This is a genomic window from Streptomyces sp. NPDC028298 (assembly GCF_055565895.1).
Genome location: NZ_JBVHTL010000004.1, coordinates 672913 through 690140 on the forward strand (window position 1 = coordinate 672913; position 17228 = coordinate 690140).

Genomic DNA, 17228 nt, shown 5'->3' on the forward strand with positions numbered 1-17228 from the left:
CGGGGGTGCCGACCCGCGGGGTCAGGTGAAGAACGCTCCCCGGCGGCCCCGGGTGCGAGGGCCGCCGTAGCTCATCGGGCCGCCCTCGCCGTCGCTCAGCAGGATCCCGCCGAGCACCGCGCCGCCCGCTCCGGCGCCGCCGCGGCCGCCGGAGGGATTGCCGTACGCCCGTACGTCCCGTTCGGCGAGCCGGCGCGCCTCACGGGCCAGGTCGTCGGCCTTCAGCGCCTCGGAGAGCGGGACGGTCCCCGGCCCGAGCAGCCGGCGCGCCTCCGCCAGCCGGGTCCGCGCCTCACTGCCCACCACCCCGCCGTGGGTGCCGATGAAGCACGCGGCCCCGGCGAGCGCGCTGCGCGCGGGCAGCAGCGCCTGCCCGTGTCCCTCGGGGACGTCACCGCCGACCGCCCCGGCCAGGCCCGCCGCGGCCTCCGTCACCCGGCGCAGCGCGTCCAGCGGATCGTGGGGGCCGGCGGCCGTCTCGTGACGCACCGCGGAGAGCACCACCTCCAGGTGCCCCAGCCGCCCGACGAGTCCGGCACGGGCCTCCGCCGGGAGCGCCCGGGCCGTGTTCCACGAGTCCTCCGCCGCCGTCAGGGCCGCGGGCAGCCCGGCCGCCGCCGAGTCCAGTTCCGCCGCCAGCCGCTCCACGCCGTTCGCCAGGTCGAGGGCCTGCCCCAACGCCCCCTCCGCCGCGCGCAGATGGGCCGCGGCCTTCGCGCCGTCGCCCCGGTCCGCGTACTGCCGTGCCTGGTTGAGATGAGAGGTGGTGAACAGAAGGCGGTCCTTGGCCTGTTCGGCGTCACCGGCGACCGCGAGCGAGGCGGCGGGGGCGTACCGCTCGTGAAGCTCCGCGAGGGTCGCCTCGGCGCCGCGGATACGCGCCGCGACCTCCCGGAAGCGGGCCTCGGCGGATTCCAGGGCGGCCACCGCGTTGCGCTCCAGGGCCCGGATCTGGTCGAACCCCGGCGCCGCCGCGTCCAGCCGCTCCCCGGCGTCCCGGCAGTGGGCGACGATCTCCTCCAGGGCCTCCCTGCGGTCGCTGTCGTCCCGGGCCGGGTCCACGCCGGTGCCCTCCGTCTCGTCGAGGCGCTGGCGCAGCCGGAAGGCCGCGGCGAGAGCGGCCTCCGCGTGCCTCAGGTCGTAGACGTACGGCTCGATCGCGTCGCCCGCCGACCGGTCCGCGGCGAGCGCGAGCTCCTCGACCCCGACGCGGACGCAGTCGTCGGTCTCGACGAGCAACCGCCGCGCCTCATCGTCGAGTTCGTGCAGAGGGGTGAGCTCTGTGTCGCCGCCGGGTGTCGTCCGGGTCGTCGCCCGCCGTCTGCGGCGCCCGTATCCGTACGCCGCCAGCGCGCCCGCGGCGCCGGCCGCGACCAGGGGCGGCACGAGATCACCGGTCGTCGTGCCGTCCTGCGCGGTCGTGACCGGCCGGGCGGCGACGTCCGTGTCCCGCGTCCGGACCACCGGGGTGTCGGCTCCCGCCCGCGCCAGCGGCAGCACCAGCCAGCCCATCGCGACCAGCCCCCCGAGCACGGCATGCGCCACCCGCACGGCTATGTGCGACGGGACCCGGCGCGACCGGCTGCGGCTCAGGGGCGACGTCACATTTGGGAGCGTATGGCCGTTCGAGCGGCTCCGCGACCGGTATACGAGGAGTTGGGGGCAGTTGGGGTACGAGAGGTGTCGGGGTGTACGGGAGGGGCGCGGGGGCCGTTCCCGCGGGCGCCCTCGGGCCCGGGGCGGCCTGCCGCGCCTTCGCCGCGGGAAGCCCCACCATGTGATGACGGCCCGGGTCCCGCGTGCGATGATCGCGGCGCGTGCCCCTGTTCGGCACGCGGGGGAGTGGGGGTTCGATGCACTGGTACTTCGTCGGGTTCGCCGCACTGATCGTCGTCGCGCAGGCCGGAATCGGGATCGCGGCCCTGACGCGGTACTGGATCCCGCCGTGGGTGCGGCGCAGGGTCGTGCGCCCGAAGCTGTGGGGCTGGGGCGCGCTGGCGGGGGCCGTCGGATGGTCCCTGTTCATCTTCCTCGGGCCGTTCCAGGAACCCGACGCCGAGTTCACGCCGTACGCCCTGGGCGGGATGGGCCTGTTCATCGCGAGCCAGGTGGTCCAGATGATGGGGCAGTACCCGGGGCGGCGCCCCGTGGCCCCGCCGGACCCCGAAGGACAGTGACGGCGCCGCGCGCGGACCGGGGACGGCGAGCCGTCCCCGCCCCGCCCGAGCCCGGGTCTACGTACTCCGCCGGCCGATCTTCGATCCCAGCCACACGAGCGGGTCGTACTTGCGGTCGACCGCCCGCTCCTTCAAGGGGATCAGCGCGTTGTCCGTGATCTTGATGCCCTCGGGGCAGACCTCCGTGCAGCACTTGGTGATGTTGCAGTAGCCGAGACCGTGCTCGTCCTGGGCCGTGGCCTTGCGGTCCAGCCCGGACTCCGCCGCCGCGTCCAGCGGATGCATGTCCAGCTCCGCCACCCGCATCAGGAAGCGCGGACCGGCGAACGCGGGCTTGTTCTCCTCGTGGTCACGCACCACATGACAGGTGTCCTGGCACAGGAAGCACTCGATGCACTTGCGGAACTCCTGCGACCGGTCCACGTCCTCCTGCATCATCCGGTACTCGCCCGGCCCGACCCCGGCGGGCGGGACGAAGGCCGGGACCTGACGCGCCTTGTCGTAGTTGAAGCCGACGTCGGTCACCAGGTCCCGGACGACCGGGAAGGCGCGCAGCGGGGTGACGGTGATCGTCTCCTCTTGGGTGAACACCGACATCCGCGTCATGCACATCAGCCGGGGCCTGCCGTTGATCTCCGCCGAGCACGAACCGCACTTGCCCGCCTTGCAGTTCCAGCGCACGGCGAGGTCGGGGGCCTGGGTCGCCTGGAGCCGGTGGATGATGTCGAGGACGACCTCGCCCTCGTTGACCTCGACCCCGAAGTCCTGCAGGCCACCGCCCTTCACGTCTCCGCGCCACACCTTGAAGCGGGCCTCGTAGCTGCTCACTCGTACAGCTCCTCTTCGGCGAGGTACTTGACCAGCTCCTCCTTCTCGAAGAGGGCGAGCAGGTCGGGGCGGATGGGCTGGGTGGTCTCGTTCACCAGGTCGATCTGTCCGGCCACCGGGTCGGTGGCGGCCAGCCCGCCGGTCGGGTCGGTGAGCCGGCACAGCAGGTTGATCCGGCGCCAGGAACGTTCCATCGCCGGGTGGTCCTCGCGGGTGTGGCCGCCCCGCGACTCGGCGCGCTCCAGCGCCGCCCGGGCGACGCACTCGCTGACCAGGAGCATGTTCCTGAGGTCCAGGGAGAGGTGCCAGCCCGGGTTGAACTGACGGTGGCCCTCCACCCCGGCGCGGCGTGCCCGTACCCGCAGCTCGGCGAGCTTCTCCAGGGCCTGCTCCATCTCGGCCTCGCGGCGGATGATGCCGACCAGGTCGTTCATGGCCTGCTGGAGTTCCTGGTGCAGGGTGTACGGATTCTCGGGCGGCCGCGAGGCGACGGCGGGCGGGCCGCCGGGGGACGCGGCGGGGACGGACTCGGGGCCCTCGGCGGAGAAGGGCCGCAGCGCCTCCGCGGCGGCCTCGTCGACCTGGGCGTCGTCCACCGGCGGTCGTGTGTCCTCCCCGGTGAGACCGGCCGCGTACTCCGCCGCGTGCCAGCCGGCCCTGCGCCCGAACACCAGAAGGTCGGAGAGCGAGTTGCCGCCGAGCCGGTTGGAACCGTGCATGCCGCCCGCGACCTCGCCGGCCGCGAACAGTCCGGGCACCCCGCGTGCCGCCGCCGTGTCCGAGTCGACCGCGATGCCGCCCATCACGTAGTGGCAGGTGGGCCCGACCTCCATGGCCTCCGCCGTGATGTCCACGTCGGCCAGCTCCTTGAACTGGTGGTACATCGAGGGGAGCCGGCGCCGGATCACCTCGGCGGGCATCCGGGTGGACACGTCGAGGAAGACACCGCCGTGCGGTGATCCGCGACCGGCCTTGACCTCGGAGTTGATGGCCCGCGCCACCTCGTCGCGCGGCAGCAGCTCCGGAGGACGCCGGTTGTGGTCCGGGTCCTCGTACCAGCGGTCGCCCTCCTCCTCCGACTGCGCGTACTTCTCCTTGAAGACGTCGGGGATGTAGTCGAACATGAACCGCTTGCCCTCGGAGTTGCGCAGCACCCCGCCGTCACCACGCACCGACTCGGTGACGAGGATGCCCTTGACCGACGGCGGCCAGACCATGCCGGTCGGATGGAACTGCACGAACTCCATGTTCAGCAGCGGCGCCCCGGCGAGCAGCGCCAGCGCGTGCCCGTCGCCCGTGTACTCCCACGAGTTGGACGTCACCTTGAAGGACTTGCCGATGCCACCGGTGGCGATCACCACGGAGGGGGCCTCCAGGACGAAGAAGCGCCCCGACTCCCGCTCGTAGCAGAAGGTCCCCGAGACCCGCTGTCCGTCCTTCAATATCCGTGTGACGGTGCACTCCTGATAGATCTTCAGGCGAGATTCGTAGTCACCGGTCTCCCGCATGTCCTCCTGCTGGAGGGACACGATCTTCTGCTGGAGCGTGCGGATCAGTTCGAGGCCGGTGCGGTCGCCCACGTGGGCGAGGCGCGGGTACTCGTGGCCGCCGAAGTTGCGCTGCGATATCCGGCCGTCCTTCGTCCGGTCGAACAGGGCGCCCCAGGTCTCCAGCTCCCAGACCCGGTCCGGTGCCTCGCGGGCGTGCAGCTCGGCCATCCGCCACTGGTTGAGGAACTTGCCGCCGCGCATGGTGTCGCGGAAGTGGACCTGCCAGTTGTCGCCCGAGTTCACGTTGCCCATGGCGGCCGCGATGCCGCCCTCGGCCATCACCGTGTGGGCCTTGCCGAACAGCGACTTGCAGATCACCGCCGTACGGGCGCCGCGCTCGCGTGCCTCGATCGCGGCACGCAGTCCGGCGCCGCCGGCACCGACCACGACGACGTCCCACTCCTGTCGGTCGACCACGGACATCAGAGGGCTCCACCCAATCTAGAAGAAGCGCGGATCGTCGAAGGCGCCGGACGCGACCAGGTACACGTAGAAGTCGGCGAGCGCGACGCTCACCAACGACGCCCAGGCCAGCAGCATGTGACGGGCGTTCAGCTTCCCGACCCACTGCCACATCCGGTACCGCACGGGATGCTTGGAGAAGTGCTTGAGCTTTCCGCCGACGATGTGCCGGCAGGAGTGGCAGGAGAGGGTGTACGCCCAGATCAGCGTGATGTTGACCAGGAACACCAGCGTGCCGAGGCCCATGTGGCCCCAGGCGTAGTGCTCGTCGCGGAAGGAGAGCACGGTGTCGTACGTGAGGATGCCGGCGACGACGAGGGCCGCGTAGAAGAAGTACCGGTGGATGTTCTGCAGGATCAGCGGGAAGCGGGTCTCGCCGGTGTACTTCTTGTGCGGCTCGGCCACCGCGCAGGCCGGCGGGCTCGCCCAGAAGCCCCGGTAGTAGGCCTTGCGGTAGTAGTAGCAGGTCAGCCGGAAGCCGAGCGGGAAGATCAGGATGATGATCGCGGGGGAGATGCCCCACCAGCTCCCGAACAGGTCCGCGTTCGGGCCGGAGCGCATCGTCCCGCACCGCTCGGCCAGACAGGGCGAGTAGAACGGCGAGACGTAGGGCGCCGCGTAGTAGTGCGTGTCCGAGAAGGCCCGCCACGTCGAGTACACGACGAAGGCCAGCAACCCGGCCGCGGTGGCGGCGGGCGCCAGCCACCAGCGGTCGGTCCGCAGATGCGGGGCGGCGATCGCGGCGCGCGTACCCGTTCGTACACCGCCGCTGTTCAGATGAGGTTCCGTACCAGTGGCCAACTTCGCACTCCGGTCGGGTTCGGGGGTGCGCCGGTGTCGCGGGCGCTAGTGGGAGGGACCGTGGTGCGCGCCGAGACCCTCGTCGTCGGAATCGGTCCACAAGGAGCTGTCGTACGGGGTGTCGGAGACGGTCACCAGGTCGGGCAGCCTGTCGGAGGCGGACACCGCCGGCCCGGGCCCGGTGGGGCGCCTGGGGGAGGGTCCGGCGGCCTCGCGCAGCAGCGCGAGGCTCTCGCGCAGGTGGTCGGCGTCGGCGCGCACGCGGCGCATCTCCAGACCGGTGCCCATCTGCTGTTCCAGGCGCCGCACCGACCGCTGCAGATCGTCGAGGCAGCGCTGGACTGACGTCAGGTCGTCGTGCACGGACATGACTTGCCCTCACTTCCGTGGGCCCCGCGGCCTTCAGGCGGCAACGTTCATGCGCCTGCGAGTGTTGCGCGTCACAAGGTCCCGTGTGAAGGCGTGTGCACGGATTGAAGACCGCCGCGCTCCAGAACGACTGGCGCGCGCCGCCCGTTCCGCTCGCGCGCCGGTCGAATTCCGCGCGCGCCCGGGAGCGGTCCGGAGGGCCGCCCGGCAGGCCGGACGGCACGGGGAACAGCGCGCCGGCGCCGTGTTCCCCGTGCACGCCGCCGGGCTCCGCGCCCGCGCGCCCGCCTCCGGCGCCATTCCGGATGCGGACCGGCGCCGCGGGCCCGGCGGCACTTCGGACGGGGCCCGATGCGGCCGGATTGCGCCGCACGAGTGGGGTTACCCGGCCCCGTCGCCGTGTCGCCGCCTTCCCCTTGCCGCTCTGCTCTTCAGTTGGCACGTAGATCGGATCAACTCACTAATACCGCCGAACGGGACCAGAAACGGACCAGCTCCCGCGGCGGAGCGTCCCCCGGAGGTTGCAGTGATGTCCCACGAAGGCGTCGGACTGCGCGCGGTGATGCGCTCGGCCGCATTTCTCACCGCGGGCGCGCTCGCGGTACCCGCCCTCGCCGCGTGCAGTGCGGACGACGAGGCGGACAGACCCGTGGCCGTGCAGGACATCGCGCCCGCGTCCCGTGACCAGATCGCCGACGGCGGCACGCTGCGCTGGGCCGTGGACGCCGTGCCGGAGACGCTGAACGCGTTCCAGTCGGACGCCGACGCCGCGACCACCCGTGTCGCCGGCGCCGTCCTGCCGTCGATGTACCGGCTCGACGCGAACGGCCGGCCGCAGATCGACTCCGACTACCTGGAGTCCGCGAAGGTCGTGGGCACCTCGCCCAAGCAGGTCGTGCTGTACAAGCTCAACCAGCAGGCCGTGTGGAGCGACGGTCGCGAGATCGGCGCCGCGGACTTCGCCGCCCAGTGGCGCGCCCTGTCCGGCAAGGACTCCGCGTACTGGACGGCGCGGAACGCCGGCTACGACCGGATCGAGAAGATCGAGCGGGGCAAGAACAACCTGGAGGTCCGCGTCACCTTCAGCCGGCCCTACGCCGACTGGAAGGCGCTGTTCTCGCCGCTGTACCCGAAGGACGTCATGGGGACCGCGGACTCCTTCAACGACGGCGCGCGGCGCAAGCTCAAGGTCACCGCGGGGCCCTTCGCGGTGAAGACGGTCGACCGCAAGTCCGGCCAGGTCCGCCTCACGCGCAGCGCCCGCTGGTGGGGCCGTCCCAGCAAGCTCGACGAGATCGACCTGGTGGCCGTCGCCCGGGACAAGCGGGCCGAGGCGCTCGCCGACGACAGGCTCGACCTGGCCGAGATCGACCCCGCCGAGGCCGAGCGCGTCACCCTCGCCGCCCGGCACAAGGACGGCGCGCCGTTGCAGGGGGCCTCCGCGACGAGCGAGAAGAGCGAGAAGAGCGGCAAGAGCGCCAAGGCCACCTCCGGCACGAAGGACGAGAAGAGCGAGTCCGAGGAGGAGGACGGGAAGAACGCGGCGGACGACAAGAGCGACAAGAGCGACAAGGACGAGAGCGCCGAGCACGAGAAGACCGGGAAGAGCGCCGAGCACGAGAAGAGCGAGAAGGCCGACAAGAGCGAGAAGGCGGCTCAGAAGGGCAACAAGGACGAGGACAGCGACAAGAGCGAGAGGGCGGCCGAGAAGAGCGCCCGGCAGAAGAAGACCGACGACGGCGAACAGGACGACGAGAGCGAGAAGGGCGATGCGGGAACCAAGGGCAGCGGGGCCGGCGCGACGAAGGCCTCCGAGGGGTCGGGACTGAGCGGCTTCGTGGTCCGCAAGTCCCTCGAACCCGCCTACACGCAGCTCGCCCTCAACGGCTCCGAGGGCCCCCTCGCCGACGAGCGCGTCCGCCGCGCGGTGGCGCGTGCCCTGAACCGCAAGGAACTCGCCCAGGCCGTCCTGCGGCCGCTCGGTCTGCCCGCCGAACCGGTCGGCAGCCACCTCGCCCTCGCCGGCCAGGCCGCGTACGCCGACAGCAGCGGCGCCCTCGGCAACCAGGACGCCGCCGAGGCGCGGGCGCTCCTCGCGGACGCCGGGTGGGTACCGGGCGGTCCGATCACGGAGCAGAAGAAGACGGAGAAGGCGGCCGGGTCCAAGGGCAAGAAGGGCGACGGCTCCGAGGACGGCAGGCCGGGCGGGGGCGGGACGTACGTCCTCGGCGACGACGACAAGCCCTCCGGCGTGGGCCGGGGCCCCGCCCAGGACCCCAAGGACCACGCGAGGAAGCAGGAGCAGCAGACCGGCGTGCGGCAGGGCGCCCACACGGACGAGCAGGCCGCCCGGCACCTGGACGGCCGCCAGTACGCCGGCCAGGGCGGGCTTCCGGGGGCGTACGCGCCCCAGGGGACGGCCGCTCCGGGGAAGGGGACGGCGGCTCCGGCGGGCGCGGCGTCCAACGTCCTCGCCAAGGACGGCAAGCCCCTGGCGCTGCGCTTCGTGGTGCCCTCGGGCGCGGGCTCGGAGTCCCTGCGGCTCGTGGCCGACCGGATCGCGCGGATGCTCCAGCGCGTCGGTGTCCGCACCGACATCACGAAGGTCTCGGACGAGAGCTACTTCAAGGACCACATCGCCTCGGGCGACTACGACCTCGCGCTCTACTCGTGGCCCGCCTCCGCCTTCCCCGCCACCGACGCCCGTCCGATCTACGCCAAGCCCGTGCCGGCGGCCGACGGCTCGCTGAGCGTCGAGCAGAACTACACCCGCGTCGGCACGGACCAGGTCGATCAGCTCTTCGACCAGGCACTCTCCACCCTGGACGAGGACGAGGAACGCTCCCTGGTCCGCAAGGCGGACGCCCGCATCTGGGCCGCCGCCGGTTCCATCCCCCTCTACCAGCGCCCCCAGCTCGCCGCCGCCCGCGTCGGGCTGGCGAACACCGGGGCCTTCGGATTCCAGACCCCGGTGTACGAGGACATGGGCTTCCTGAAGAAGGGCGCGAAGCCCTCGGCGAGCCCGTCGAAGAGCCGGTGACCTGCGGGTGAACGATCCGGGCCCGTCCTGTGGCGGGCCCGGTCCCCCCTGCCCCCGGTGGCCCTGCGGAGGCCGCTTCTGTCAAGGCCACGTACCATGGGGTAAGGCCGTGGCGTGTTCAGCCCGGCAGTGGCCCCGCGGATGCGGAGGCCGTCCACTCACTCCGGGAGAAGCGCCTCACTATGGCCACGCGCCACGACATCCGCAACGTCGCCATCGTCGCCCACGTCGACCACGGCAAGACCACTCTGGTCGACGCCATGCTCAAGCAGGCCGGTGCCTTCGCCGCGCACGCCGCAGAGTCGCTGGACGACCGCATGATGGACTCGAACGACCTGGAACGTGAGAAGGGCATCACGATCCTGGCGAAGAACACGGCGGTCAAGTACCACCCGAAGGATGGCGGCGACGCCATCACGATCAACATCATCGACACCCCCGGCCACGCCGACTTCGGTGGTGAGGTCGAGCGCGGTCTGTCGATGGTGGACGCGGTCGTCCTGCTGGTCGACGCCTCCGAGGGCCCGCTGCCCCAGACCCGCTTCGTGCTGCGCAAGGCGCTGCAGGCCCGCCTGCCCGTCATCCTGTGCATCAACAAGACGGACCGTCCGGACTCGCGCATCGACGAGGTCGTGAACGAGGCGTACGACCTCTTCCTCGACCTGGACGCCGACGAGGACCAGATCGAGTTCCCGATCGTCTACGCCTGCGCGCGTGACGGCGTCGCCTCGCTGACCAAGCCCCAGGACGGCACCGTCCCGGCCGACAGCGACAACCTGGAGCCGTTCTTCACGACGATCCTGGAGTCCGTCCCGGCCCCGTCCTACGACGAGTCCGCGCCGCTCCAGGCCCACGTGACCAACCTGGACGCCGACAACTTCCTCGGCCGTATCGCGCTGCTGCGCGTCGAGCAGGGCGAGCTGCGCAAGGGCCAGACCGTCACGTGGATCAAGCGCGACGGCACGATGTCCAACGTGCGCATCACCGAGCTGCTGATGACCGAGGCGCTCACCCGCAAGCCCGCCGAGGTGGCCGGCCCCGGTGACATCTGCGCCGTCGCCGGTATCCCGGACATCATGATCGGTGAGACCCTCGCCGACCCCGAGAACCCGATCGCGCTGCCGCTCATCACGGTCGACGAGCCGGCGATCTCCATGACCATCGGCACGAACACCTCGCCGCTGGTCGGCCGCGGCGGCACGGGCAAGGGCGCGGACGCCAAGTCCGCGGTCAAGGACCGCAAGGTCACCGCCCGCCAGGTCAAGGACCGCCTCGACCGCGAGCTGGTCGGTAACGTCTCGCTGCGCGTGCTGGACACCGAGCGCCCGGACGCCTGGGAGGTCCAGGGCCGCGGTGAGCTCGCGCTCGCCATCCTGGTCGAGCAGATGCGCCGCGAGGGCTTCGAGCTGACCATCGGCAAGCCCCAGGTGGTCACCCAGGTCATCGACGGCAAGGTCCACGAGCCCGTCGAGCGCATGACGATCGACGTGCCCGAGGAGCACATGGGCGCGGTCACGCAGCTCATGGGTGTCCGCAAGGGCCGGATGGACAACATGTCGAACCACGGCTCCGGCTGGGTCCGCCTGGAGTTCGTCGTCCCGTCCCGCGGCCTCATCGGCTTCCGTACCGAGTTCCTGACGGGTACGCGCGGTACGGGCATCGCCCACTCCATCCACGAGGGCCACGAGCCGTGGTTCGGCACCCTGACGACCCGTAACAACGGTTCGCTGGTCGCCGACCGCGCGGGTGCCGTCACCGCGTTCGCGATGACGAACCTCCAGGAGCGCGGTGTGCTGTTCACCGACCCCGGCACCGAGGTGTACGAGGGCATGATCGTCGGCGAGAACTCGCGCTCGGACGACATGGACGTGAACATCACCAAGGAGAAGAAGCTCACGAACATGCGGTCGGCCTCGGCCGACACGTTCGAGGCGATCGTCCCGCCGCGCAAGCTCTCCCTGGAGCAGTCGCTCGAGTTCTGCCGCGACGACGAGTGCGTCGAGGTGACCCCGGAGGCCGTTCGCATCCGCAAGGTCGTCCTCGACCAGAAGGAGCGCGGCCGCACCGCGAGCCGCGCCAAGCACGGCTGATCCACCGGTCCCGCCGGCCTGATCCGTCAGGCCCGGCCGGCTGATCCACCGGCAACCTGAGCCCGGGTGCCCCCGCATGGGGGCACCCGGGCTTTTTTGCCACCCGTTTTCCGCCCTCCCGTGTCCGAAATGCGGTGCGTCCAGACCGATAGGCATGTAACACGTCCGTTTCGGGGGCTTCTCCCGCAGATCATTTTGTCCAGATTTTGGAAGATGTACGCGGCAGCTGTGATGGAACCGAGACCTAAAGGCTGTGGTCGGTTATCTGGCTCATGTCACATAGTTAGCCGCGTAACGCTCGGGTCAATGGGTCATGCGCTGTGGGGACAGCGCCGACTCACGAGCACAGTGGGGTACTTGATCCTCCGTCAGGGGTGTCGGAGGTCGACCAGTACCCCTCCTGTCCGTGCACCGGTTGAGTCATGAGGAGGTACCCATGTGCGGTGTCATCAACGCCCTGTGGGTCACATCGTCCCCCGCGGTCCGCGACGACGGCGCGGAGTTCCGAGCCCTGATCCGCGCCACCGCGTACTGACGCGGGGGCCGGCGCCTGTGTCCGGCCCGACGGACCGTGACGTGGTTTCAACTACGCGCGTCCCGCTGGGACTTCCGGGCGACATCGGGCGATCGACGTCTCTTCTGAACCGAACGGTGGCCGGGCACGCCAGGTGACGGCCGCCGACTCGGCACGGCCTGTTCCGCTCCGGCGGACCGGCGTGGCCGGGTACGGCACACCCACACTTGCGGAATGGGCGAATTGTGACGAGTCCTATCGAGACTGAGGACGGCGCGGAACCGGTCGTCGTGCACGGCGGGCAGGCGGCGACCACGAAACCCGAGGGCGAGCAGCTCGTCGGCCGGTCTCCCGGCCAGTTGATGTGGACCCGGTTCAAACGGGACCGCTCGGGGGTCATCTCCGCCTACGTCGTGGGGTTCTTCTTCCTGATCGGGCTGCTCGCCCCGCTGATCGCCAAGCTGTACGGCAAGAACCCGTACACGGTGTACGCGGACGAGCGCCCGGAGCTCTTCGACAGCGCCGGCGTGCCGCTCCAGCCCAACGGCGGTATCAGCAGCGAGTTCTGGTTCGGCCTGGAGCCGGGCAACGGCTACGACGTCTTCACCAAGCTGATCTTCGGCATCCGGACCTCGCTGATGATCTCCGTGGCGGTGACGGTCACCGTCGTGATCACCGGCATCCTGCTGGGCGTCACCGCGGGCTACGTCGGCGGCAGGGCCGACTACGCCATCAGCCGCGTCATCGACTTCCTGCTGGCCTTCCCCTCGCAGCTCTTCTTCATCGCGAGCATGCCGGTCGTGGTCTCGCTCTTCGTGAGTCCGCGCGACGAGACACCGACCTACGTGCGCGTGGTCGCGCTGATCGTCGTCCAGTGGTTCCTCGGCTGGATGAGCCTCGGCCGCATCCTACGGGGAACCTCACTGTCCCTGCGCGAACGGGAGTTCATCGAAGCGGCGAAGGTGAGCGGGGCGTCCCCGTGGCGGATCATCCGCAAGGAGGTCCTGCCCAACGTGGTGACACCGCTCCTCGTGCAGACCACCTACCTGCTCCCGAACTTCGTGACGATCGAGGCCGGTCTGTCGTTCCTCGGCGTCGGAATCGTCGAACCGACGCCCGACTGGGGACAGATGTTCTCCAAGGCCTCGACGGAACTCGTGCTCCAGAACGACATCACCTACATGTTCTTCCCGGGCGTCTCGATGATCATCTTCGTCGTCGCGTTCAACCTGCTCGGGGATTCGGTCAGGGACGCCTTCGATCCCAAGACGGCTCGCTGACCGCAGAGTTGTGGGCGCCTTCGCCCCGATCTCGAACGGCACCTCCACAGCACCTCAATGTCAGATCACTGGTTCGAAGACCGCAGACCGCAACTCAACGGCACCACAGGTGCACTTGTTCGCACCGGTGACAACAGATGGGTAGGAATCTGAGTGATGAGTAGGGGCGGACGCCACGCATACGCCGCAATCTCAGTGCTCGCGGCGGGAGCTCTCGTGCTCACCGGTTGCAGCAAGGGCGGCAGCGACAAGGGGAACGACAGCAACAAGGACAAGGAGAACGCGCAGCGGCAGCAGCAGTCGATCAAGTTCGGCAACGCGGCCGACTCCACCGGTCCCGCGGCCGAGGTACCGGGCGCGAAGAGCGGCGGCACGATGGAGGTCCTCCAGCGTGACAGCTACGCGCACCTGGACCCGGGCCAGATCTACGTCTCCGACGAGGGCTCCCTCGCCACGCTGCTCCACCGTGGTCTGACCGGGTACAAGGCCACGAGCGACGACGGCTCCAAGCACGAGATCGTCGGCGACCTCGCCACCGACTCCGGCACCACGACGGACGGCGGCAAGACCTGGAAGTACACGCTCAAGGACGGCATCAAGTTCGAGAACGGTACGGCGATCACGTCCAAGGACGTCCGCCACACCTTCGAGCGCATGTTCGCCTCGTTCATCAACCAGGGCCCGCCCTACGTCCAGCAGTGGCTGGCCGACACCCCGGGCGCGGACTACCGCAAGCTGCTGAAGGACGGCCCCTACAAGGGCAAGCACCTGCCGGACAGCATCCTGCAGACGCCGGACGACAAGACGATCGTCTTCAAGTTCAAGACGTCGCACCCCGACCTTCCGTACGCCCTCGCCATGGCGGGCTACGCGATCGTCTCCGAGAAGGGCGACACCAAGACGAAGTACGACCGGGCGCCCGTGACGACCGGTCCGTACAAGATCCAGTCGTTCAAGTCCGGCAAGTCGATGGTCCTGGTGAAGAACACCAACTGGGACCCGAAGACGGACCCGATCCGTCACCAGTACGTGGACAAGTTCAACATCACGTTCAACCAGCAGTACGAGACGTCCACCAAGACGCTGCTGGCCGACACCGGAGCCGACCAGGCCGGCATCAGCTTCAACAACCAGGTCGACGCGGGCAACCTCTCCAAGGTCCTCGCCGACCCGAAGATGAAGTCCCGCACGGTCTCGGGCTTCCAGCCCTACGTCGGTCAGATGAACATCAACCTGAGCCACCCGGCGCTCAAGGACAAGAAGATCCGCGAGGCCATCGCCTACGCCCTGCCGATCACGCCGTTCGTGCGCGCCTACGGCGGCACCGACGCGATGCAGGTCGCCGGCGGCCTCATCAGCCCGACGGTCAGCGGCTACGACGCCGCCTTCGACCCGCACGGCAAGATCAAGAAGCCCGCCGGTGACCCGGTCAAGGCCAAGGCCCTGCTGAAGGAGGCCGGCAAGGTCGGCATGAAGCTGACCTTCGGCTACATCAACACCCCCGAGGGCCAGCAGTACTCCACCGCCATGGCCGAGGGTCTGAAGAAGGCCGGGTTCGACGTCCAGCGCCAGGAGATCCCGGCCGAGACCTACTACGACCAGGTCAGCAAGCTGGACAACAACTACGACATCTTCCACACCGCGTGGGGTGCCGACTGGCCGTCCGCCTCGACCGTGATCCCGCCGCTGTACGACGGCCGCGCGATCGCCGACGGCGCGCAGAACTACTCGCAGGTCAACGACCCCAAGGTGAACGCGGACATCGACCGCATCAACAAGATCACCGACCCGGTCAAGGCCGCTGCCGAGTGGGAGAAGGTCGACCAGTACCTGGTCAAGGACGTCGTCAACGTCGTCCCGACCGGCTACTACAAGCAGACCCAGATCGCCGGTTCCAAGGTCGGCGGCCTGGTCTACGACGACGTGATCGGTGGCGTCGACCCGCGTCGCCTGTTCGTCAAGTAACCGTCGCTCTGACGGGGCCCGGCGCGCTCACCGCTCAGCGAGGCGGACGCGCCGGGCCCCGTCGGGCCCGCTGACGTCTGAGAGCTGCCCCTGCCATGCTGCGCTTCCTCATTCGCCGGACACTCGGCGCCGCCGTCATTCTCTTCCTGCTGAGTATCGTCGCGTTCCTGCTGTTCTTCGGGATGCCGAGGGACCCGGGTCTGCTGATGTGCGGCAAGACATGCACGCCTGCCAACCTCGCGAACATCCATCACGTGCTCGGCCTCGACAAGTCGATCCCGGAGCAGTACTGGATCTTCCTGCACAACCTCGTGCTGGGCAGCAACGGCTTCGACCAGGGTCCGTGCCCCGCGCCCTGTTTCGGGTACTCGTACCACACCAATGAAGAGGTCTGGGGCACGCTGATGGACCGCCTGCCCACCACGGTGTCGCTGACGCTGGGTGCCGCGGTCTGCTTCCTCATCGTGGGTCTGGGCACCGGCATGCTCGCCGCGTGGAAGCGCGGAACGCTCGTGGACAAGACGGTGACCGCCGGCGCGATGGTGCTCAGCTCGATGCAGATCTACTTCCTCGGCCCCCTGGCGCTGGCCGCCCTCGTCTACCAGAGCCACCTCTTCGACAAGCCCGCCTACAACGACTTCACGGCGGACCCGGTGAGCTGGTTCACCGGACTGATCATCCCCTGGGTGATCCTGTCCACGATCTTCGCCTCGCAGTACACCCGTATGGCGCGCTCGTCGATGATCGAGCAGCTCCAGGAGGAACACGTCCGCACCGCCCGCGCCAAGGGCATGTCGCGCAAGTACGTCTTCTTCCGCTACGCCTGGCGCGGATCGCTGATCCCCATCGTCACCATCTTCGGCATCGACCTCGGCTCGCTGCTGGGCGGCGCGATCATCACCGAGTACACCTTCGGACTCCCCGGCCTCGGCAAACTCGCCGTGGAATCGGTCTTCTTCAGCGACCTTCCGCTGCTGCTGGGCGTGATGCTCTTCTCCGCCGCCATGATCCTGCTGTTCAACATCATCGTGGATGCCTGCTACGCCTTCATCGACCCGCGCGTGCGGCTGTCCTAGGAGCACTCCGTGACCACTCTGACCAAGGAATCGGGCGCCGGCACCCCGGCGGACTCGGGTGCCTTCCTCTCGGTGCGCGACCTGTACGTCCGGTTCAAGACCGAGGACGGCGTCGTCAAGGCCGTCGACGGGCTCTCCTTCGACCTCGAACGGGGCAAGACCCTCGGCATCGTGGGGGAGTCGGGCTCCGGCAAGTCGGTGACCAACCTGACGATCCTCGGCCTGCACAACCCGATGTTCACCACCATCGAGGGCGAGATCGTGCTCGACGGGCAGGAGCTGATCACCGCCCGCGAGTCGGAGTTGGAGAAGGTGCGCGGCAACAAGGCCGCCATGATCTTCCAGGACCCGCTGACGGCGCTCTCCCCCTACTACACGGTGGGCCGGCAGATCGCCGAGCCGTTCTGGAAGCACACCGGGGCCTCGAAGAAGGCCGCCTGGGACCGCGCGGTGGAGATGCTCGGCAAGGTCGGCATCCCCAACCCCAAGGAACGGGCGAAGGACTATCCGCACCAGTTCTCCGGCGGTATGCGCCAGCGCGCGATGATCGCGATGGCGCTGGTCTGCGACCCCGACCTGCTGATCGCGGACGAGCCGACCACCGCGCTCGACGTCACCGTGCAGGCCCAGATCCTCGACCTCCTGAAGAACCTCCAGCAGGAGTTCGGCTCGGCCATCATCTTCATCACGCACGACCTGGGCGTCATCGCGGACATGGCCGACGACATCATGGTGATGTACGCGGGCGGGGCGGTGGAACGCGGCACGGTGAACGAGGTGCTGCGCTCGCCCCAGCACCCCTACACCTGGGGCCTGCTGAACTCGATGCCGCGGCTGGACTCGGACCTCGGCACGCCGCTGGCGCCCATCCCCGGCGCGCCGCCCTCCCTGCTGCGGCCGCCGTCGGGCTGCCGGTTCCACCCCCGCTGCACCTTCCAGGGCGAGGTCGGGGGCGCGCGCTGCGTGGACGAACTCCCGCTGCTGCCGGCGGGCCGGGGCGGCGCGTGCCACCTCACGGCCGAGCAGAAGCGGACCATTTTCATCGAGCAGATCAAGCCCCGGCTGCGGTAGGGAGA

General features: G+C 69.7%; 12 protein-coding genes. 7 read left to right on the plus strand and 5 right to left on the minus strand.

Annotated elements, in window-relative coordinates:
- Nucleotides 1–21 precede the first annotated feature (21 nt).
- The gene (locus ACZ4TO_RS21985) at nt 22–1605 is read right to left on the minus strand and encodes a hypothetical protein (RefSeq protein ID WP_468025008.1); all 1584 of its coding nucleotides are present in this window, start codon (nt 1603–1605) and stop codon (nt 22–24) included.
- A gap of 248 nt (nt 1606–1853) precedes the next feature.
- Here ACZ4TO_RS21985 and ACZ4TO_RS21990 point away from each other — a divergent pair, with 248 nt between their 5' ends.
- Nucleotides 1854–2177: a hypothetical protein gene (locus tag ACZ4TO_RS21990; RefSeq protein ID WP_468025009.1), complete on the plus strand. Its 324-nt coding sequence runs from the start codon at nt 1854–1856 to the stop codon at nt 2175–2177.
- 57 nt (nt 2178–2234) lie between these two features.
- On the opposite strand, the gene ACZ4TO_RS21995 is transcribed toward ACZ4TO_RS21990, so the two are convergent.
- From ACZ4TO_RS21995 to ACZ4TO_RS22010, 4 genes are read right to left on the minus strand one after another with little or no spacing between them, the layout of a single operon-like run.
- Nucleotides 2235–3005 carry a succinate dehydrogenase/fumarate reductase iron-sulfur subunit gene (locus tag ACZ4TO_RS21995; protein WP_468025010.1) on the minus strand — a complete coding sequence of 257 codons (771 nt, stop codon included), beginning with the start codon at nt 3003–3005 and terminating at the stop codon, nt 2235–2237.
- Nucleotides 3002–4978: a fumarate reductase/succinate dehydrogenase flavoprotein subunit gene (locus ACZ4TO_RS22000; protein ID WP_468025011.1), complete on the minus strand. Its 1977-nt coding sequence runs from the start codon at nt 4976–4978 to the stop codon at nt 3002–3004. Before ACZ4TO_RS22000 ends, ACZ4TO_RS21995 begins: the two co-directional genes overlap by 4 nt.
- An 18-nt stretch (nt 4979–4996) precedes the next feature.
- Entirely contained in the window at nt 4997–5818 is an 822-nt protein-coding gene (locus tag ACZ4TO_RS22005; RefSeq protein WP_468025012.1) for a hypothetical protein, read from the minus strand.
- A 45-nt stretch (nt 5819–5863) separates the two neighbouring features.
- Entirely contained in the window at nt 5864–6187 is a 324-nt protein-coding gene (locus ACZ4TO_RS22010; protein WP_355760583.1) for a hypothetical protein, read from the minus strand.
- Between the two features lie 529 nt (nt 6188–6716).
- Here ACZ4TO_RS22010 and ACZ4TO_RS22015 point away from each other — a divergent pair.
- The 6 genes from ACZ4TO_RS22015 (at nt 6717) to ACZ4TO_RS22040 (ending at nt 17223) form a co-directional block, all read left to right on the plus strand.
- A complete protein-coding gene (locus ACZ4TO_RS22015) occupies nt 6717–9227 on the plus strand; it encodes an ABC transporter family substrate-binding protein (RefSeq protein WP_382787801.1) in 2511 nt (836 codons plus the stop codon).
- Nucleotides 9228–9409: 182 nt separating this feature from the next.
- Nucleotides 9410–11317: a translational GTPase TypA gene (gene typA / locus ACZ4TO_RS22020; RefSeq protein ID WP_382787799.1), complete on the plus strand. Its 1908-nt coding sequence runs from the start codon at nt 9410–9412 to the stop codon at nt 11315–11317.
- Nucleotides 11318–12076: 759 nt separating this feature from the next.
- Entirely contained in the window at nt 12077–13111 is a 1035-nt protein-coding gene (locus ACZ4TO_RS22025; protein WP_382787797.1) for an ABC transporter permease, read from the plus strand.
- A 156-nt stretch (nt 13112–13267) separates the two neighbouring features.
- On the plus strand, nt 13268–15076 hold the full coding sequence (locus ACZ4TO_RS22030) for an ABC transporter substrate-binding protein (RefSeq protein WP_382787794.1): 1809 nt from the start codon (nt 13268–13270) through the stop codon (nt 15074–15076).
- Between the two features lie 95 nt (nt 15077–15171).
- Entirely contained in the window at nt 15172–16152 is a 981-nt protein-coding gene (locus tag ACZ4TO_RS22035) for an ABC transporter permease (RefSeq protein WP_382787792.1), read from the plus strand.
- A 9-nt stretch (nt 16153–16161) separates the two neighbouring features.
- The gene (locus ACZ4TO_RS22040; RefSeq protein WP_382787790.1) at nt 16162–17223 is read left to right on the plus strand and encodes an ABC transporter ATP-binding protein; all 1062 of its coding nucleotides are present in this window, start codon (nt 16162–16164) and stop codon (nt 17221–17223) included.
- The last annotated feature ends 5 nt before the right edge of the window (nt 17224–17228 follow it).